This window comes from Cupriavidus basilensis (assembly GCF_008801925.2).
GTDB lineage: Bacteria > Pseudomonadota > Gammaproteobacteria > Burkholderiales > Burkholderiaceae > Cupriavidus > Cupriavidus basilensis.
In genome coordinates this window covers 3,406,299-3,425,899 of the sequence record NZ_CP062803.1, presented here as the reverse complement: position 1 = coordinate 3,425,899, position 19,601 = coordinate 3,406,299, and the positions used below count along the sequence as shown (strand labels likewise).

Annotated in this window: 17 protein-coding genes; 13 read left to right on the top strand and 4 right to left on the bottom strand. The window is 61.0% G+C overall.

The genetic code is table 11. The annotated features are described in order from the left end of the window. Window positions 1–80: 80 nt before the first annotated feature. From F7R26_RS15760 to F7R26_RS15715, 10 genes are all read left to right on the top strand, one after another. Window positions 81–1,199: an acyltransferase family protein gene (locus tag F7R26_RS15760; protein WP_150984061.1), complete on the top strand. Its 1,119-nt coding sequence runs from the start codon at window positions 81–83 to the stop codon at window positions 1,197–1,199. A 106-nt stretch (window positions 1,200–1,305) separates the two neighbouring features. Further along, window positions 1,306–2,049, top strand: a complete 744-nt coding sequence (locus tag F7R26_RS15755) for an FkbM family methyltransferase (RefSeq protein ID WP_170301743.1) — start codon at window positions 1,306–1,308, stop codon at window positions 2,047–2,049. After that, window positions 2,050–3,060 (top strand): class I SAM-dependent methyltransferase, encoded by a 1,011-nt coding sequence (locus tag F7R26_RS15750; protein WP_150984063.1) that lies wholly within the window; start codon window positions 2,050–2,052, stop codon window positions 3,058–3,060. It abuts the gene before it with no gap. A 57-nt stretch (window positions 3,061–3,117) separates the two neighbouring features. Next, the gene (locus F7R26_RS15745; RefSeq protein WP_241754341.1) at window positions 3,118–4,002 is read left to right on the top strand and encodes an alpha-1,2-fucosyltransferase; all 885 of its coding nucleotides are present in this window, start codon (window positions 3,118–3,120) and stop codon (window positions 4,000–4,002) included. Next, the gene (locus F7R26_RS15740) at window positions 3,999–4,991 is read left to right on the top strand and encodes a glycosyltransferase family 2 protein (RefSeq protein WP_150984065.1); all 993 of its coding nucleotides are present in this window, start codon (window positions 3,999–4,001) and stop codon (window positions 4,989–4,991) included. The genes F7R26_RS15745 and F7R26_RS15740 overlap by 4 nt, the downstream gene beginning before the upstream one ends. Window positions 4,992–5,022: 31 nt before the next feature. Beyond that, entirely contained in the window at window positions 5,023–6,495 is a 1,473-nt protein-coding gene (locus F7R26_RS15735) for a glycosyltransferase family 4 protein (RefSeq protein WP_150984066.1), read from the top strand. 65 nt (window positions 6,496–6,560) lie between these two features. Further along, window positions 6,561–7,487, top strand: coding sequence for an NAD-dependent epimerase/dehydratase family protein (locus tag F7R26_RS15730; protein ID WP_150984067.1), 927 nt, complete (start codon window positions 6,561–6,563; stop codon window positions 7,485–7,487). A gap of 68 nt (window positions 7,488–7,555) precedes the next feature. Then, complete coding sequence (locus F7R26_RS15725; protein WP_170301744.1) at window positions 7,556–7,732, top strand: hypothetical protein; 177 nt, start codon at window positions 7,556–7,558, stop codon at window positions 7,730–7,732. A gap of 671 nt (window positions 7,733–8,403) precedes the next feature. Further along, window positions 8,404–9,258, top strand: coding sequence for a glycosyltransferase family 2 protein (locus F7R26_RS15720; protein ID WP_150984068.1), 855 nt, complete (start codon window positions 8,404–8,406; stop codon window positions 9,256–9,258). Window positions 9,259–9,502: 244 nt separating this feature from the next. Beyond that, entirely contained in the window at window positions 9,503–10,567 is a 1,065-nt protein-coding gene (locus F7R26_RS15715) for an MraY family glycosyltransferase (RefSeq protein WP_150984069.1), read from the top strand. Window positions 10,568–10,592: 25 nt separating this feature from the next. Here F7R26_RS15715 and F7R26_RS15710 read toward each other — a convergent pair whose 3' ends face one another. From F7R26_RS15710 to F7R26_RS15695, 4 genes are read right to left on the bottom strand one after another with little or no spacing between them, the layout of a single operon-like run. After that, complete coding sequence (locus F7R26_RS15710; RefSeq protein WP_150984070.1) at window positions 10,593–11,705, bottom strand: glycosyltransferase family 4 protein; 1,113 nt, start codon at window positions 11,703–11,705, stop codon at window positions 10,593–10,595. Further along, window positions 11,702–12,949, bottom strand: coding sequence for a lipopolysaccharide biosynthesis protein (locus F7R26_RS15705; RefSeq protein WP_150984071.1), 1,248 nt, complete (start codon window positions 12,947–12,949; stop codon window positions 11,702–11,704). The genes F7R26_RS15710 and F7R26_RS15705 overlap by 4 nt, the downstream gene beginning before the upstream one ends. Further along, window positions 12,934–14,094, bottom strand: coding sequence for a glycosyltransferase (locus F7R26_RS15700; protein ID WP_150984072.1), 1,161 nt, complete (start codon window positions 14,092–14,094; stop codon window positions 12,934–12,936). The genes F7R26_RS15705 and F7R26_RS15700 overlap by 16 nt, the downstream gene beginning before the upstream one ends. Beyond that, entirely contained in the window at window positions 14,094–15,410 is a 1,317-nt protein-coding gene (locus tag F7R26_RS15695; protein ID WP_150984073.1) for a sugar transferase, read from the bottom strand. The genes F7R26_RS15700 and F7R26_RS15695 overlap by 1 nt, the downstream gene beginning before the upstream one ends. A gap of 359 nt (window positions 15,411–15,769) precedes the next feature. Between F7R26_RS15695 and F7R26_RS15690 the strand changes: the two genes are divergently transcribed. Genes F7R26_RS15690 through waaA form a run of 3 tightly spaced genes read left to right on the top strand, consistent with a single transcriptional unit; the run spans window position 15,770 to window position 19,540 of the window. After that, window positions 15,770–17,155 carry a phosphomannomutase/phosphoglucomutase gene (locus F7R26_RS15690; RefSeq protein ID WP_150984074.1) on the top strand — a complete coding sequence of 462 codons (1,386 nt, stop codon included), beginning with the start codon at window positions 15,770–15,772 and terminating at the stop codon, window positions 17,153–17,155. A gap of 4 nt (window positions 17,156–17,159) precedes the next feature. Then, a complete protein-coding gene (gene waaC / locus F7R26_RS15685) occupies window positions 17,160–18,227 on the top strand; it encodes a lipopolysaccharide heptosyltransferase I (RefSeq protein WP_150984075.1) in 1,068 nt (355 codons plus the stop codon). Continuing rightward, window positions 18,227–19,540, top strand: a complete 1,314-nt coding sequence (gene waaA, locus F7R26_RS15680) for a lipid IV(A) 3-deoxy-D-manno-octulosonic acid transferase (RefSeq protein ID WP_150984076.1) — start codon at window positions 18,227–18,229, stop codon at window positions 19,538–19,540. Before waaC ends, waaA begins: the two co-directional genes overlap by 1 nt. Window positions 19,541–19,601: the final 61 nt, after the last annotated feature.

The window sequence follows — 19,601 nt, the reverse complement described above, 5'->3', positions numbered from 1 at the left end:
TCATGATGCGGTGACTGATAGCGCGGCGCACGAATTCGTCAGGAGGGGGCTCCAGGAAGTTGCTCCTAGCTCCCGATGTCTTGGATATTCTGGTTTTTGGGAAGCGATGGGAAATGGGGCTTTTGAGGTTTTTGTTGGCGATTGCGGTTGTCATTGAGCATTCCTCAAATTTTTTTGGGCTTACTCTGACCGGTGGCGTGGTCGCTGTTCAGGGATTCTTCATGATTTCCGGTTTTTATATGGCCATGATACTGGACCGGAAGTATGCAAGGGGTATCAGGGGAACCTTTCTTTTTTATAGCAATCGGCTGTTGAGGATATTTCCAATCTATTGGGTTGTTCTCCTGCTGGCAGTCCTGGTGTCGGTGGCAGGTGTGATTTGGCCGCAGTACTTTCACTCCCTGGGAGTGCTTGAGAAGATCGTATCTGGTTGGTCGGATTTTCACCCGGTGACGTCGCTGTTTATTGTGGTCAATAATTTATTTATACTGGGAATCGGGACTGGATTCTTTCTGGCGCTTCAGCATGGGGTAATGGAGTTCTCGACGCATGCCAGCTCTTATACGCCGCGCCTTTTTGAGTTTTCATTTGTACCCCAGGCTTGGTCGCTGGAGCTGGAGTTGTTGGTTTATTGTTTGGCGCCGTTTTTGTTTCGAAGAGGCATGGTGATTTTGTTTGGGTCCGTGATTGCGGCGTTCTCGTTGAGATATCTGGCTTATATCAATGGGCTGGATTCGGATCCGTGGAATTACCGATTTCTGCCTTTTGAATTCGGATTGTTTTTGATAGGTGCTCTCGTTTATCGATTGTATGCGCTCCTTTCTGTGAGGGAGGTCGGTCTTGTTGGATGGTTTCTTCTTGTGGTGATGATTGGATTGACATTGGTTTATCCGGTTTTGCCAAAAGGGGCCGGATTTTACAGGCCATTTGAGACTGCGCAAACGATCTACTTGTTGGTGTTGGCGATCTCAATCCCGTTCGTTTTTATTGCGACCAGGGATTGCAAAATTGATAGGTATATCGGGGAGTTGTCGTATCCGATTTATTTGTGTCACTTGATCGTGGTGCCAATGTGTAGCGGCGATTTTGGTTATTATGGGTTTAAGCCGGTTGTTTTCTCCACCGCTCTTGCTGCTGGGTTGGCGTACTTGGTAGGGCGACCGCTTGAAAGATTCAGGCAGCGTCGAATTGAGGCTTGAGTTGGAACTCTTTATTAATGTGGGTTATTTTTAAGGGAACTCGACTGGTGATTTTTGGCGCATCGTTTTCGCCAATGCGGCGCCAGGTTTCGTGTCGATGCCATTAATGAGTATGCTGAAACGGATTTGGAAGGGTTTGCAGGAAGAGAAGCCCTTAGCTGAGCCGCTGCCGGAGGCGCCGCAGGTGCCTGCCGACGGACGCCATTCATTCTCCCAATCGGGCGAGGATGTGATCGCGGATTTTGTCTTCCGTGCCATAGGGATCGTGCGGCCCACCTATCTGGACATCGGGGCCCATCACCCAACCCGATTGAGCAACACGAGCTTCTTTTACGCGCAAGGCTGTCGCGGCGTGAATGTGGAGCCAGATCCGGATCTGTTTGCCGAGTTTCCGAAACAGCGGCCGGGCGACGTCAACCTCAACGTGGGCATTGGAGAGCAACAAGCGGCTGCATTGCCCTTCTATGTCATGTCGACTCGCACGCTCAATACCTTCTCGGAAACAGAGGCAAAGCGGTACGAAAGTACGGGCGTCCACCGCATCGAGTCGGTCATCGAAGTTCCCGTAATGAGCATCAATGCGGTGATTGATCAGCATTTTTCCGGCGCGGCCCCCGACTTCCTTACCGTGGACGTTGAGGGCCTGGATTTCGAGATCGTCAAGACGCTCGACCTGGCCAGGTACAGGCCTGCTGTTATCTGCGTCGAGACGATCACGTTTAGCGAGGCTCGGCAAGAGCAGAAGTTGCCCGAGATTGGCGAGTATCTGGTTGCAAATGGCTATTTTGTCTATGCAGATACGTATATCAATACCATTTTCGTCGATCGGGCGAGATGGGCGAGGGTTTGAATGTCGATGAATGATTTGCGGCCTGGGGACCAGGCAACCGGGGAACTGACGGTTAGGCAGAAGGGACTGCTGCTGCTGCAGCGCGTCTTGACGAAGGCGCTGACGCTTACCATCAATCGGGGTGTACCGCTGCCGGAGCAGGATGTCGCGCCTTTGATGGCGCGCTTGGTCAATGGTCGGTCGGCGCTTGCGACTTCATTGGCGACCAAGCTGGCTGAGAGTCATTCGAATGGATCGGTTCAAGTCATCAGCAGCCTGTTGGGAGATACGCAGAACTTGCCGAGCCCGCCCATGGATATTGACAAACTGATCAATTTCTCCGCGTATTGGCGGGATGAGTGGGTGGCCAAGATGGCTGCGCAGGTGCCGGCCGGTGCCCGCGTGCTGGATGCGGGGGCCGGTCAATGCCGCTACAAGGGATTGTTCAAGCACACCGAGTATCGGGCGCAGGATTTCGCCCAGTATGAGGGAAGTGGCGAAGGGCCCCTGCAGGAAACCTGGAACTACGGGGCCATTGATTATGTATGCGATATCACCGATATTCCCGTCGAAACAGGGAGCTTTGACGTGGTCTTGTGCACGGAAGTGCTTGAGCACGTGCCGGATCCGGTGACCGCACTGCGGGAGTTGGTGCGTGTCACTGCGCCGGGCGGGAAGCTGCTGCTGACTGCGCCGCTCGGAAGCGGCGTCCATCAGGAGCCCTACCATTTCTACGGAGGCTTCTCCGCCTATTTCTACGAACGCCATTTGAGTAATTTCGGATGCGACGAGATCAAGGCAGCGCCTCTGGGCGGGTTGTTGCGTCATGTGGCTCAGGAAATACACCGAGTTGGCCGCGCGCTTGAACAAAGCAAGGAAGGTATGACGCCGGAGCGGAGCTATCTGATGATGGACTGGCTGCCCAGGTTGCTCAGCGAGATGGAGGACAACTGTTTCATCGAACAGTTTACGGTTGGGTATCTCGTCGAAGCCCGCAAGCGGGTTCCAGGCGTGCAGGCCGTCGCGGCCTGAGCTTCCAGAAACCGCTTTGGCGGCTGAGTTCGCTGTCAGGCATTTCAACATCTTTCTATGTCTATGATCATCGCCAAACTGATTGGCGGCCTGGGCAATCAAATGTTCCAGTACGCAACCGGCCGCGCACTTGCCGAGCGTCAGGGCGTGGCTTTGCTTCTCGATGCCAGTGGTTTCGATCACTACGACTTGCGTCGGTATGAACTCGGCGAACTGGCGATCAAAGCCAGGGTCGCCTCGCCGGAAGAACTGTCCGCTGCGGGCGTCGTCGCAAGCGAGCCGACATGGATGGAGCGCGCGTTGCGCAAGGCGGGCTTGCGCCGCCCGGCGAATATGCTGCGCGAGGCGTCCTTTACTTACGATGCGCGCATTGAGTCGGCCGCTGCGCCGACCTATCTTGACGGATATTGGCAGAGCCAGCGCTACTTCGCACCTATTGCGGAGATCTTGCGCAGGGAGTTTGTGCTCAAGGCGCCGCTGGATGCCGCCAATGTCGCGTTGGCGGCCGAGATTGCGCGCGCGGCTGGCCATGCTGTGTCCCTGCACATCCGGCGGGGCGATTACGTCAAGGATGCGCATACCGCGCAGTACCATGGCATATGCTCCCTCGACTACTATCGCGCCGCAGTCGCGCATGTCGCGCAACGTGTTGGGGCACCGCATTTCTTCGTGTTTTCGGACGACCATGAATGGGTGCAGGCCAACTTCGATATCGGGTACCCGACCACGCTGGTACAGGTCAACGGTGCGGACCGAGGCGTTTGCGACATGGCACTGATGAAGGCTTGCGCCCATCACATCATTGCCAACAGCTCGTTCAGTTGGTGGGGCGCGTGGCTCAACCCTTCCCAGGACAAGATCGTGGTGGCGCCGCAACGCTGGTTCAGTGGTGCCTCGCATGACACGACGGATCTGATTCCCACTTCCTGGGTGCGGCTATGACGGAACCGCTCGTTAGTGTGGTGCTGCCCGTCTACAACGGTGCGGCCGATGTGGACAAGGCGGTGCGGAGCGTGCTGGCCCAAACCTTCACCGACTACGAACTCATTGTGATCAACGATGGCTCGAAGGATAACTCCGCCGAGATTCTCGAGAGCCTGCGGGATCCCCGCATTCGCCTGATCCATCAGGCCAATGCAGGGCTCGCGGCTACGTTGAATCGTGGCATCGCGCTCGCACGCGGGAGATATATCGCCCGCCAGGACCAGGATGACCTTTCGCATCCGGAACGCCTTGCGCGGCAGATCGCGTTCCTGGAGTCGAATCCGGGCTATGGGCTGCTTGGTACCGCAGCAGAGATCTGGGTCGGGGACAGGCAGACTGACCGCGCTCACGATCATCCCAGCGCTCACGCGTCGCTGCAGTTCGAGTTGCTTTTCAACAACCCCTTTGTGCACAGCTCAGTCATGATGCGCAAATCGGTTGTGGATGGCATTGGCGGCTACACCACCGATCCTGCCCGCCAGCCACCAGAGGACTATGAGTTGTGGTCGCGGATGGCCAGGGTCGCCCGGGTGGCGAACCTGCCTGAACGTCTGCTGGTGTACCGGGAAGTGCCGGCCAGCATGTCGCGCACTGGCCCGAATCCTTTTGTGGAACGGCTGGTATTGCTTTGCGCGGAGAACATCGCGAGCGTGCTCGGACAACGCGAGCCGTCGATCGCGGTGCGCGACGCCGCTGCGATCACGCATTCTGCACATCATCGGCTTTCGCCCCGACCCAATCTGGAGCAAATGTGCGCCGTAGTGCTCGCCGCAGGGAGGCAGATTGCCTTGGCGAATCCAGACTCCGATGTGATGTCGCGTACGGAGTCGCGCATACAAAGCCTGCGACATCAGTATCTGATACATCGGCATAACGCAGAGTGGGCGCGGCCAATCATGCGCACTGTGCGTGGGATGGCACGGCGTGTGCGTAGTTGGGTTCGCTAAGATTTGACTAGCCTGGGATCAAATAACAGCTATGCGCTTACTTTTTTGCTGCGAATTCTATTTCCCCAGCATCGGTGGGGTTCAGGAAGTGATGCGCCAGCTTGCCGAGCGCATGGTGCAACGCGGCCATGAGGTCACCGTGGCGACGACGCGGTTGGCCGAGCGCGATTTCACCGAACATAACGGCGTAAGAATTGCCGAGTTTGGCGTGGGCGGCAACGCAGTACGCGGGATCGAAGGCGAGGTGGACCGCTATCGCAAGTTCGTTACCGAGTTCGATGGCGATGCCATTCTGATCAAGGCAGCGCAGCAGTGGACGTTCGACGCGCTGTGGCCAGTCCTGGACGAGATCCGGGTGCGCAAGGTGTTTATCCCGTGTGGATTTTCGGGACTGTACGAACCAACCTACGAGCAGTACTTTCGCGACCTGCCCGACATCTTGCGGCGTTTCGATCATCTGATCTTTTACGCTGAGAGATATCGGGATATCGATTTCGCTCGCCAACATGGGCTTGAGCATCGTAGCATTTTGCCCAATGGTGCCAGTGAAACCGAATTTGGTGTCTCGGCGGATCCCGAATTCCGTCGCCGCCACGGTATCCCGGACGATAGCTTTGTCTTCCTGACCGTCGGCAGCATGACTGGCGTCAAAGGGCACCGGGAAGTCCTGGAGGCATTTGCAAAACTCCGCTCCGGCGGGCGCAATGTGACCTTGCTGCTGAACGGAAACCCACCGCCCGCGCCAGTTGTGGTGCGCACCGTGGTTTCCCCCGGCGCAGAAGTGGGGCAAGCTGGGAATGCGGTGGAGGCGCCAAAGATGGCAGGGCGGTTGCGGGCTGCTGCAACCTATGTGAATGGGCGTATCTGGCGTGTCGCTGGGCTCAGCTGGCGTTTTTGGAGCGTCGTCCAGCGCGAAGGCTACCGTGGCGTGCAGAGCCGCGTGCATGCGATCGCAGCCCGCAAGATTCAAGCAGCGGGTCATGCCCATTTGTTACCTCGCCATATGAGGAAATCGATTGACCCGATCCACTTCTGGGCCGAGCGCGCGGCACGGCAGCCCCATAAGCAAGTGCTTAAAGTGGATCTTGCACGACCAGAATTGGTACAGGCATTCAAGAACGCCGACCTGTTTGTCTTTGCATCGAATATTGAGTACTCGCCGCTGGTGCTTTTCGAGACGGCAGCGGCCGGGACGCCTTTTCTCTCCGTGCCAGTGGGCAACGCGGACGAAATAGCCCGTTGGACGGGTGGCGGGGTGATTTGTGAGGCGCCCAGAGATGAGCGCGGCTACACGCGCGTGGATCCAGAGGTCCTAGCAGGCGAGATGAAGCGGATGATGGCCGACCGGCAGCGGTTGGCGGTGCTCGGCGAGACAGCGCACGCGCGCTGGCAAGCGCAGTTTACGTGGGCGCACATCGCTGAGCGCTACGAGTCCATTTTACAAAACGACATGTCGTCCGAAGCGGTGCAGTCGGGCGGCGAGGCGGATGCGATGCGCGCTTAGGCCGCCATCGCATAGCAATCGCGTTCCGGGGCGTGCGCGTACCTGGACATCGGAGTGGGGCAGAGATGCGTTGTTGTGTTATTGGGGGGGCCGGCTTCATCGGCACGTGGCTGGTCCGGCAGTTGCTTGCATCCGGGCGCGAGGTGATCGTGCTTGGTCGGCGCTTGGAGCCGCCGCCTGGGTTTCCCGGGGCGGCACGCTATGTGGTTGGCGGTCATGGGGATACCACGCTACGCAGCTTGTTGGCGCAGGTCGATGAGATCGTGGACCTTGCCTATGCAACTGTGCCGCAGACCAGTTACGCCGATCCGGTTTTCGATATCCTGGCCAATTTGCCGCCAACCGTCGGGCTGCTGGAAGAGGCGCGCGACTCGCAGTTGCGAAAGATGGTTATCGTCTCGTCGGGCGGTACGGTCTATGGCCAGGTCGATCGTTTGCCGATTGTCGAGTCTAGCCCTACCAACCCGGTCTCCCCTTACGGCATTACAAAGCTGACGATCGAGAAGTATGCACTGATGTTTCATCGCCTGCATGGTGTGCCCGTCAGTATTGCCCGCCCGGCCAATGCCTATGGCGTTGGGCAGAAGCCGTTTACCGGGCAGGGATTCATCGCGACCGCGATGGGTTCCATTATCAAAGGCAATGATGTCACCGTATTTGGGGAGTCTGGCACGGTGCGCGACTACATCCACGTGCAGGATGTGGCACAAGGCATCGTGGCAGTCCTGGAACAGGGTGGTGCGGGTGAAGTTTACAACCTCGGATCCGGTGTCGGTCGCAGCAATCTTCAGGTCCTGGAAGCGATCGCGCCATTGGCAGCGCGTCACCGCCTGCCGCTTGAGATCAAGTTTGCGCCGCCCCGCCGATTTGACGTTGCAGCAAATGTGCTGGATTGCACCAAGCTGAGAGCATGCTCGGGATGGGCGCCGAAGGTGGATTTTGCAGATGGTCTCGAAGCCATGTGGGCCTCCATCCTGAGGGAGACGCAATAGGATTCTCTTCACTGGTCGCACATGGCTGAGTCTTCTGTCTCATTGACCCATAGTCAAAAGGAGCAGTGATGCTTGGATATGCGAAGCGGTTAATCCTGAACGTGGCCGGATATCTGCCTGAGCGGGCGCGGGACGATGACGTACTCACCTGGCTGAACCACACCCAGGAGCAAATCGGCAGACTGCCGCCGACAACCGTAGTGCAGATCTATGCGTATGAACTGCATCGCGGCGGCACGCGGTGACCGTATTCGTGCGCGAGATCGGAAGAATGCTCTATGACATCCATCGTACGGTGCGAGGCCATCATTCAGTGCCGGGACGCATACACGACCGGTGGCTACTACGACGATGCCGGGCCTTACATTGCCAGCCAGCGGAAAAAGTGATCGAACCGAACATTCGTGATCTGGATTTTGACCACGTCCTGGAACTGGCTCCGGAGCATGACCGTAACACAGAATCCCTGCGTTGCAAGGTGCGTACCATTCATCTTGTCGACGTTATTAGTACCTGAATCGAGCCGTGCCGGAAGCACTTTGGCCGGCGGCACGGTAGTTGTTTGTTTTACTACGATATGACGGACGGTAATAGCTTACCCATGATTGCCGATCAATCAGTTACCCTGATCTACTCCATTCGATCCCGTGGTGAACTTCGACAAGCTGGTGGTCGCGACTATGCGCGCTGCATCCCGACAGCGATTGGGCGCTCAATACGGGCAATCGCAGCGATGTGTCTGCACAATTGAAGCGAGAGCATGCCGCCGACGCTAAACTTGCCGTTCATTCTCAGCCGCTCAGCGGAATGGCCGATGGTTGGGGCATGGGCAACCTTGATTGCTTCGCCATGCTGAAATGATCACTTTTAAGGTTGGCCTGCTCGCTTTGTCTTGGCTTCGTAAACAATATTAGGCATGTCCCCATTAGTCTCGATCCTGCTACCGGCCTGGAATGCCGAAAAGACCCTAGGCGTTGCGCTGCGATCGCTGCTGAATCAGACGTTTGCAGATTTTGAACTGCTTTTGCTCGACGATGGTTCTAGCGATAATACCGTGGGGGTCGCGCTCGCGCTGGATGACTCGCGAATCCGTGTCGTCCAGGATGGCCGAAGGCTGGGACTCGCCCAGCGTCTGAACCAAGGCATCGAATTGACGCGCGGGCGTTACATTGCCCGGATGGACGCGGACGATGTCTGCTTTCCCGAGCGTCTGGCCAAGCAAGTTGCGTTCCTGAATGCACATGAGGAGGTGGATCTGGTCGGGTGCCGGGCTGTAGTCTTTCGGAATGACGGTGATGTCGTGGGCCTGCTGCCGTTTGCTGGCTCTCATGAGGCTCTGTGCGCCAGGCCGTGGCGAGGCATACCGTTGCCCCATCCGGGATGGATGGGGCGGCGCGAGTGGTTTGTCAGGCATCGCTACCTATTCCCGGAAGTGAGACGGGCGGAAGACCAGGAACTCCTGCTGCGAAGCTATGCGCAGAGCCAATTCGCCTGCCTGGATGATGTTTTGTTGGGCTATCGGCAGGGGTTCTTCGACCTGCGCAAGACCTTGCTGGCGCGGCGGTCGCTTCTGGCGGCCCAGGTCAAGTGCTTCCTGGCGCGTGGTCAATTGCCTTATGCGCTCGGGGCGATCGGCTTGACCGCAGCACGCGTGGCCGTTGACCTGTTGGCGGCCCTGCCGCGTGCGGATAAGCTGTATTTCGTCCGCATGTCCGAGGCAGCGTCCGCCGAGGTCGTGCATACCCTGCTTCAAAGCTTGGATCAAGGCTGAAGCCGGTCCTGCGGGAGGAGGGGCGCCGCGGCGCAGACCGCGCTCTTCCTTGCCTGCGGCAAGGCCGACGCGCAATGGCAACATACACGCCAGTTGGGTGCAGAAGCGCCTCCTCATTTGATAAACTCCGCCAGAAGCTGCGTCGGGCAATGCTTCCCATCCGGACGCGAGAAGGTGACGTGTCGTCCGTTATTGCCTTCCTAAAACTACAAAAGCCCGAAGGGGTCTCCGCACGAGCTTTCTTATGTTTGAATTATTCTGGGTTCCGGCGATCTCCGCCATGTTGAGCGCTGGGGCTATTCTGGTATTGCGCCCGCTCGCGACGAAGGGGGGGTTGCTCGATCATCCGGGGGGGCGCAAGCGTCATGACGACGCGACGCCGCTCGTCGGCGGTGTCGCGATACTGATCTCGCTTTGGATATCGACAACGATGTTCATTCGCGGCCCGGACCATTACACGCCGCTGTACGTCGGCCTGACGCTGCTTGCCGTGGTTGGCGTCATTGACGACCTCAAAGGGGTCTCCCCTCTGACCAAGCTGGCATTTCAGTTCTGCGCCGCCATCCTAATGACCTCCTGGGGCGGGATCTTCCTCCATTCCCTCGGCGACCTGCTGAGCAAGCGCGACGTGATTCTCTTCAATTGGGGAATTCCACTCACGCTGCTGGCGGTGTTGTCCGTGGTGAACGCGATGAACATGACCGATGGCATGGATGGCCTCGCCGGCGGCCTGTCGCTGATCGTGTTTGGTTGGTTTGCCTGGCTGGCTCGGGATATCGGAAATCTCACGGGATTCCGGATCTGCCTGATGCTCTGCGGGGCAATTATCGGTTTCCTGGTGTTCAATATGCCGAGTCCCCTGCGCAGGCGGCTTGTGTTCCTTGGCGACGCCGGGAGCTTGTTGCTCGGGTATGCCATCAGTTGGTTTGCCGTCGAGCTCTCCCAGGTCGAATACAACCCTGGTCGCAACGTCCCGCCTGTGGTCATGCTCTGGGTGGTGGGCCTGATCCTCGTCGATTTGCTCGCGGTCGTGCTGCGGCGGGCGATCCAGGGGAAAAACCCGCTCTCTGCTGACCGTACGCATCTGCACCACGTGCTATTACGCCTGGGTTTGAGCAGCAACCAAGCGGTCTGGGCGTTGCTAATCGGCAATTTTCTGTTTGGCCTGGTAGGCGTAGTCGCATGGAAACTGGGTGTGCCGGAATCTATCCTCTTCGTCGCTTTTCTTTGCTTCACCGGGCTTCACCTACTGGTCATGCGTCGCGCCTGGGTCTTCATACGCTGGGCGCGGCGGCTGCGTGTCCGCTAGCTGGCTGGCGCTTTCAAAGAGCGACCTATGCCTTGATGCCGCTGTCCGTTTGGCCCGCCGGCACGGTGAGCAGCGTTTCCCATTGCGCGACTATCTGGCCGATCGCATAGCCTGCAGCCATCGCGCGACCGGCTACAGCCAGGGATTGCTGGAGCTGCGGGTCACCTATCACTCGTATCAACGCTTGGGCCAGGGCCTGCGGGGTGTCCGTCGGTACCATCACCGCCTGAACGCCATCTTCCAACAGGGCTTTTGGCCCCGTCTCGCATGCTGCGGAGACAATGGGCAGGCCGAATGCCATGGCCTCCAGCAAGACCAGCCCGAATCCTTCGTACCTGGAACTGAGGCAGAAGATGCTGGCATCTCGGTAGGCTGCGTCGATATCGGCGCGCGCGCCGGGCAAGCTTACGCTTGGCTCCAGACCTAGTTCGCTGCGTAGTTTCTCAAGCGCGCCGCGTTCTTCGCCTTCTCCCACGATCTGCAATTTCCACTCGGGGTAGACATGCCGAACCTCGCTCCAGGCGCGCAGCAGTATGTCAAAGCCCTTGGCTTGCGAGAGACGCCCGACTGCGAGCACGGTCGGGTGCAAGCGCGACGCAGGAGAGTCTGGTAGATCGAAAGGCAGCGGGTTCGGAATGGCAACGATGTTGTGCGGATACGAGAGCGCGGATTGCCAGCGCGCCCTATCCCGCTCGGTCAGCACGACCACGCGGGCATTGAAGCGTGCGGCAAGTCTCCTGGCAAGGCGGCGTGTCGGCTTCCCGAGGTCCTGGTCGAAGTTGCAGTGTTCCCAGGACACGCGGCGCGTGGGTAGCCCGAAGGTGGCTGGCAGGGTAAACAGCGTCAGCATCGTGTCGACGTCGATGAGCACGTCAACACGATGCCGGACAATATACTGTCGGATCCCACGTACCGTTTGCAGGTATGCGCGTTTGAAAGATGGCCGTTGGTCAAACAGGGCATCGTGTGTAATTGCCGAATGGAGCGCGAAGCAGGAGCCTCGATCCCAGAGGCTGAGGATGTGGACGCGGTATCCGCGCGCGGCGAGTTCGTTAGCGATCGTCGCGGTGACACGTTCGGCTCCAGCGAAGGCATTGAGCGTTCCCGTCAGGAAGCAGATGGCCGGGCGAGACGTCATGGTCTGGCCTCGCCGGAGCGCGCGACATGCAGCCACATGACGGCGCCGCAGGCTGCCGCCAGCGCGTTGGCCAAGGCATAGCCCAGGATGGCACCCCGTGCACCGAAGCGCGGAATAGTCAGGAAGTCAACGGCGACGGTAACGGCAAGGACTAACGCCCATTTGATGGCGATCCAAGTTGGTTTGCGCAAATAGACTGCCAGCACGGAGAGCCCAACGTCAGTGAAGACGAGAGAGGAGGCCAGTGCGCTCAGGCGCAGCAAATCGGCGGCCGAGGCGAATGCGGAGCCGTAAAGCAGGTGAATGATCCAGGGCGCCATCAACGCAATGACGACGGAGCCAGCCATCCCGAGTGCGGTCATGGCCACCGTGAGCTTCAGGACATTGAGGCGCATTTTGCGCACATCGCTTTGCGAGTAGACATAGAGCGGTGCGATGCCGGCCACAAGAATGGTCGCTATGGCGACATAGTTGTCCAAGATCTGCATGGAAGCAGCATAGGCGCCCAATTCTCCAAGCGGCACGATGGGCTTGAGTATCAGCTGATCGATCCGACGCGCGCCGACCATCATCATGAAGCTGATCCAGAACAGGGTGCCCTCATTGAACAGGTGGCGCATCAGATCCGGATCGTGCGCGACTGGCCTGGTCGATGTTTGCGAGCGGTAAAAGAGGACTAGGCACAGGACGATGACGACAGGCTCGAGCGCGAAGGCCACTGCATACGGCGGCGCTGTGTGCGCGTCGCTCGCCAGCAGCAGTGCGACGGTGCCTGCCTTGATGGCCAGAGCTATCAGATTGAATACCGTGCCAGGGCGGTTGCGCGTATGAGCCTGCATCCAGGCTGTTACTACCCCGAACGGCTCGCGCAGCAAAATGCCAATGCCGAGTATCAGCGCCGCGAGCCATGATTCGCGCGGCTGGCCGCTGGCGGCCAAGAAGCTGCAGATCAACAGGTAGCCCGCGCAGGCCGCGGCGAATCTCAACCTGAACACATGAACGAGCAGACGGTGCTGGAACCCAGGGTCGGGGGAGGCGACAAGCCGCGGTATCACGACCTCACTGCCGCAGATCAGGGCGACGGAAGCCCCGATGTAGACCAATGACTGCGCATACTGGAAGTGGGCAAAGCCCTCCGCCCCCAGTGCTCTTGCCAGCATGGCCACGATGCAGATGCCGGCGATGACTTGGAGGCCACGGTCGAGTAACAGCCAGACCAGATTGCCTGCTATGCGTCGCCGCATGGATCGGAGTGGACCTGGTTCGCGGAGGCAGCACTGAACAATTGCTGGTATAGAGCTAGCCATCTCTCGGCGGCCGCCGAGAGGCTGTACCCGGACGCGATGCGCTGACGTCGGGTGGATTCGTCCTCGCGTGTCCCGGGGCTGGCGGACAGGGCGCCTTGCATGACGCGCGCCAGGGCATCGACATCATCAATGGGAACGATGTTGCCGGCATCACCAAGCAGTTCCGCCACGCCGGGCGCCGCGGTGGCCACCACCGGGCGCCCGCACGCTAGTGCCTCGCCCACTACGAGGGGCATGCCCTCCACGCGGGAGGACAGCACGAACAAGTCAGCTGCGTTCAATAGCGCCGGGATGTCATTGCGGGTGCCTAGCAACCTGACCGACTGCGCAAGCTTTAGTTTTGCGATCTGGGCCTCGAGCGCCGGGCGTTCTGGGCCGTCGCCTGCGATCAGCAGTGTTGTCGGCCGGCTCCGCTCCATCCGATGGTACGCGTCGATCAGCACGGATTGCGCCTTCTCCGGAACCAGGCGGCCGATGTTCAATACAAGGCGAGTGCCAGCATCGACGCCGAGCTGGGCGCGTGCCAGGTCCCGCAGGTGCGGGTCCGGTTGGAACTGTTCTGTGTCGATGCCGTTGTGCACGACCACGATGCGATCGGCGCGGACTGCGCCGGTCTCAATCATGTGGGCCCGGCTGCCTTCGCTCACATGCGTGGTCAGGGTGCACCAGCGATCGGTCAGCCGATAGGCTAGCATGCGTTGCGACCCGCCCTCGGAATAACTGTGGGCTGCACAGATGAGCGGAGGCGTAGGGGCAATTCTGGTCAGCAATCGTGCAAAGAGATTGGCATGGAACATATGCGCGTGAATGATGTCCGGCTGCCAGCGCCGCAGGAATCGGCGCGTGGTCAGGAGTGCCTGCGCCATGGACAGCGGGGTCTTGTGCATGTCGAGCATGAGGCGCTCGACCGCATCCGAAATTGGCACTTCGCAATCGGGGGTCAGGCTGACCAGCGCCACCTGACGGCCCCGTGCGATAAACTCACGCGCGAGCGCCGCGACCTGTTGTTCCGCACCACCCATGCGCAAACCGGTTGTTACCAGCAAGATGCGCGAGGGCGCGCGAAGCCGAAAATCCGACATTAGCGGGCACCGTATCCCGTCATCAAAGTCCGCAAGGTTTTGACCGCAATCAGGAAGTCGAGTGCAAACGAGCAGTGCTTGACATAGTACAAATCGTAGCTGAGTTTGGTGACGGTCTCTTCATGCGATCCCGCATAGCCCTGCTGAACCTGCGCCCAGCCAGAGAGTCCTGGTCGTACGAGATGGCGATATGGATAGTAGGCAATGCTCTGCGCGAACTGCTCGACCATCGGCACTTGCTCCGGACGGGGGCCGATCAGGCTCATGTCCCCGGTCAGTACATTCCAAAGTTGCGGGATTTCGTCGAACCGGTATTTGCGGATGATGCGGCCCACACGGGTGACGCGCGGGTCCTGTTTCGCCGCGAAGCGGGCGGGAGCGTTGTCTTCGCAGGTCATGCTGCGGAACTTGAGCATGACGAACTGCTTGCCGAACACGCCTACGCGCGGCTGCCGAAACAACGCCGGGCCGGGGGACTCAGCGCGTACAGCGATGGCCACGAGCAGTCCGAGCGGCAGTGCGAATGGCGCCAGGCACAGGGCGCCGGCAATATCGATCAGTCGCTTAATGAAGCCGTAGAGGTAATGTTCGGCATAGTCATCAAGGAAGTTCTCATCGATATGCGCCAGGCCCACGCGTGCGGTCAGCATCTCGCCGACCCGCTCCACCGAGTACATGCGCACGTGGCTGAGCTTGAGCTGTGCCAGTGCCCGGGTGCGCTCGGGGTCCGCTGTGGCGCTGCGATCGAGCATCAGGCCATCGCAGCGGATGGCTTCCTGCAGCGAGTTGATGTGCTCGAACCGTGTCTGGCTGGCGGGCGCCGCACCAGGCATGTTGAGGATATCTTCGAGCTGCTTAAGTACACCGGGATCGGTGTAGCCGAACACGGGAATGTAGTTGCCAACAAAACGGCGATATCCGAACCAGATCCAGGCAAGGGTAGTGATGTAGCCAATCAGAAGCGCACCGCGCGAATACTCGATATGGAAGGCCGCGAAGCTGAGCAGCAGTGCCCCGTAGGGGAGCGTAGCGGCAAGGCCGACCAGGCTGTTGCCTTCCATCGATGGCAGATGCAGCGATCGGTGTAGCAACACAAAGGCCACCAGGTAGGGCAAGGCTGACCACAGGAGTGTGCGCGTAAATAGGCTGGTGACAAAGCCGGCATGATGCGCGGTCTCGGCCAATGCGGCGTTCAAGGCGAACAGGAGCAGGCCAAGGAGCGCCCATGCCAGCATCCGGCTTGCTCGCCGCGTCGTTTCTGAACCCTGGGCGCGCAGGCCAAGAGGAGGGGGGGGGACGCTATCGATTTTCGTCATCGTGATCGGTGGACTAGCCTGCGTGCGGTACTACCCGCATTGACCGGCCTTTCCGGGAATCCGGCCCCAGGGACGTCCCACCGCTCAATGGGAGCGAGTCCTGACGCAGGGGACAAGCGCGAGCGAAAGGCGTTCGCAATGGCATTAGATATAAAAGAGTTGTTTTGATCACTTTTTCGGAGCGTGCCAAATGCGCCGGATGGCGGAAGGCGATGGTTGAAATGCGGAATTTCCCGCACAGCCTTGCGATTATAAACTGCCGGACTCAGCGCAATCCGGCAAAATATTGGCTTTGGCAAGGCCGCTCGCAACGCTCCCGGCAATGCCCCATGCTTTACCGCCTACACACAGGATGACCCATGCAAGCTGATCCTTCCATTTTCAAGGCCTACGATATCCGTGGCATCGTCGACAAGACCCTGACGCGTGATGTGGCGCGCGCGATTGGCTTGTCGTTCGGTACGGCCGCCGCAGAGCAAGGCGAGCGCGCCGTGGTGGTCGGGCGCGACGGACGCCTGTCGGGGCCGGACCTGCTGGGCGGACTGGTCGAGGGCCTGCGCGCCGCGGGCATGGACGTGATCGACCTCGGCATGGTGGCCACGCCCATGGTGTACTTTGGCACCAATGTCGAGCTGGCGGGGCGCCGCGCCACTTCCGGCATCATGGTGACCGGCAGCCACAATCCGCCTGACTACAACGGCTTCAAGATGGTGCTGGCCGGCAAGGCGATCTACGGCGAGCAGATCCAGTCGCTGCGCCAGCGCATCGACGCCGGCAAGTTCGCCAGCGGTGCGGGTGGCTACCAGCAGGTCGACGTCCGCCAGCAGTACCTGGACCGCATCGTCGGCGACATCAAGCTGGCGCGCCCGATGAAGATCGCGCTGGATGCCGGCAACGGCGTGGCGGGTGCCTTCGTGGGCGACCTGTTCCGCGCGCTGGGCTGCGAGGTGACGGAGCTGTTTTGCGAGGTGGATGGCAATTTCCCCAACCACCATCCCGATCCGGCCCATGTGGAGAACCTGCAGGACCTGATGCAGTGCCTGCGCGACACGGATTGCGAGCTCGGCCTGGCCTTTGACGGCGATGGCGATCGCCTGGGCGTGGTGACCAAGGACGGCCAGGTGATCTTCCCCGATCGCCAGCTGATGCTGTTCGCCGCGGAGATCCTGTCGCGCAATCCCGGCCAGCAGATCATCTACGACGTGAAGTGCACCGGCAAGCTGGCCCCCTGGATCCGCGCGCACGGCGGCGAGCCGCTGATGTGGAAGACGGGCCATTCGCTGGTCAAGGCCAAGCTCAAGGAGACTGGCGCGCCCCTGGCCGGCGAGATGAGCGGCCACGTGTTCTTCAAGGATCGCTGGTACGGTTTCGACGACGGCCTGTATACCGGCGCGCGCCTGCTGGAGATCCTGTCCAAGCAGGCCGACCCGAGTGCGGTGCTCAATGCCTTGCCTAACTCCAACTGCACGCCAGAGCTGCAGCTCAAATGCGCGGAAGGCGAAGCTTTCACGCTGCTCGACAAGATCCGCGCCAATGCAAAGTTCGACGGCGCGCGTGAAGTCATCACCATCGATGGCGTGCGCGTGGAGTACCCCGACGGCTTTGGCCTGGCGCGTCCGTCCAACACCACGCCCGTGGTGGTGATGCGTTTCGAGGCCGACAATGACGCCGCGCTGGCGCGTATCCAGGCCGAATTCAAACGTGTGATCCTGGCGGAAAAGCCGGACGCGCAACTCCCGTTCTGAGCGGATGCCGTTGACTGAGCCCCTGACGGGAACAACGGGCAAATCCTTGACCCCGCATGCGCTGCCCGCGCGGCCGCGCATCCTGGTGGTCAAGGTCTCGTCGCTAGGCGACGTGGTGCATAACATGCCGCTGGTGCACGACTTGCGCGCGCGCTGGCCGGATTGCGAGATCGACTGGGTGGTCGAGGAGGGCTATGTCGATCTCGTGCGCTTGCTGCCCGAAGTGCGGCGGGTGATTCCATTCGCGCTGCGGCGCTGGCGCAAGCGTTTCTACCAGGCCGCTACCTGGCGGGAGATCGGTGCGTTCAAGCGCGCCTTGCGAGAGGACGCTTACGACGCCGTGATCGAGACGCAGGGCCTGCTCAAGACTGCCGTGGTGGCACGCGTGGCCAACCGCCGCCAGGGCGCGCCCGTGATCGGGCTGGCCAATGCCACGCAAGGCTCCGGCTACGAGCCGGCCGCACGGCTGTTCTATACCGAACCCGTGACCGTACCCCGCCAGACGCATTCGGTGCGCCGCTCCCGCCTGCTGGGCGCGGCGCTGACGGGTGGCACGCCGCCGGAACCGCCCCAATTCTTCGGCCGCGGCGCGCGCACGCTGCATGTCGACGATGCGCTATGGGCCGGCCTGCCAACGCGCTACGCAGTGTGCTTTCACGCTACCGCCGGCGCGAAGAAGAAATGGCCGCTGGCGAGCTGGCACGACCTCGGCCGCCGGCTGGCGCACGAGGGCCTGACCATGTTGCTGCCCTGGGGCAACGATGCGGAACGGAGCGCGGCGCAGGAGATCGCTGCCGGCGTGCCGCAGGCGCAGGTGCTGCCGCGCTTTACGGTCATGCAGGGGTTTGGCCTGATCAATCGCGCCGAAGTGGTGATCGGCGTCGATACGGGGTTGGTCCATATCGCCGCGGCGCTGTGCCGGCCCACGGTCGAGATCTACACCGCGACGTGGCGCTGGAAAACGGAAGGCTACTGGTCGGGCCAGATCGCCAATGTGGGCGACGATGGCATCGTGCCGTCCGTCGATGAAGTCTACGCGGCCGCCCGGCGCGTGCGTGGGCAGGGGAACTGATGCTGCGCGTTCTGTATAACCTGCTATGGCTGCTGGCGCTGCCGGTCGCGCTGCTGCGCCTGGTGTGGCGTGCCCGTAAGGAACCCGGCTACGTGCAGCACGTGGGTGAGCGCCTTGGGGCCTATGGGGGGCTGCCGTCGGCGGGCCCGTGGTTGTGGGTCCATGCGGTGTCGGTTGGCGAAACCCGGGCCGCCCAGCCACTGATCGACGCGCTGCTGGCGCAATATCCGACCCATCGCCTCCTGCTCACGCATATGACGCCCACCGGGCGGCAAACCGGCGCCCAGTTGTACGGCGGCGAGCCGCGCGTGCTGCAGTGCTATCTGCCGTACGACCTGTCGTGGCTGGTGCGACGCTTCCTGCGCTACTTCCGTCCGGATGCCGGCATGCTGATGGAAACCGAGGTATGGCCCAACCTTGTGCGCGGTGCCCGCGTGGCCGGCGTGCCGTTGCTGCTGGTCAATGCCCGGCTGTCGCCTCGCAGCTTCCGCCGCACCGCGCGCTTTGGCCGCGCCGCCACCGCGATGTATCGCGACTTCACCGCGGTGCTGGCGCAGACCCAGGGCGACGCTGAACGCTTCCGCGCACTCGGGCTGCCGTCGGTGCAGGTGACCGGCAACCTCAAATTCGATATGCAACTGCCCGAGGCGGGCCTGCGGCGCGGCCGCGTGCTGCGCCAGGGGTTTGGCTCGCGCGCCGTGTTCGCCGCCACCAGCACGCGTGACGGCGAGGAAGCGCTGCTGCTGGAAGCGTTTGCGCGTTGGCAGGCGCTTGGCGCAGATGTGCCGCGCCCGGCTTTGCTGCTGGTGCCGCGCCATCCGCAGCGCTTCGATGAAGTGGCGGCGCTGGTCATGCGTGCCGGCTTCACGCTGCAGCGCCGCAGCACGCTTGGCGACTCCGCTGCGTGGGAGCAAGCGGGGCTGCCAGAGCCGGTCACGGCGGACGTGCTGCTGGGGGACTCCATGGGCGAGATGGCGATGTACTTCGCCGCCTCGGATATCGCCTTTATCGGCGGCAGCCTGCTGCCGCTGGGCGGGCAGAACCTGATCGAGTCCTGCGCCGCTGGCACGCCCGTGCTGATCGGGCCGCATACCTTCAACTTTGCGCAGGCCACGGAAGATGCCATCGCCGCCGGCGCCTGCCAGCGCGTGGCGGATGCCGATGCGCTGATGCGCGCGGCGGCGACCATATTGGGCGATGCGCCGGGGCTCGAAGCCATGCGCGGCAATGCGCGTGAGTTCGCGGTGCTGCACCGGGGTGCCACGGCGCGCACGATGGCGGCGCTGGGACAGGTGCTCGGCCACGCGAACTAGGCGGTTCTGCATGGCAGTGCCGCCGCTTTTCGCTGCCGCATGGGGAACTTGTAGGCCGCCG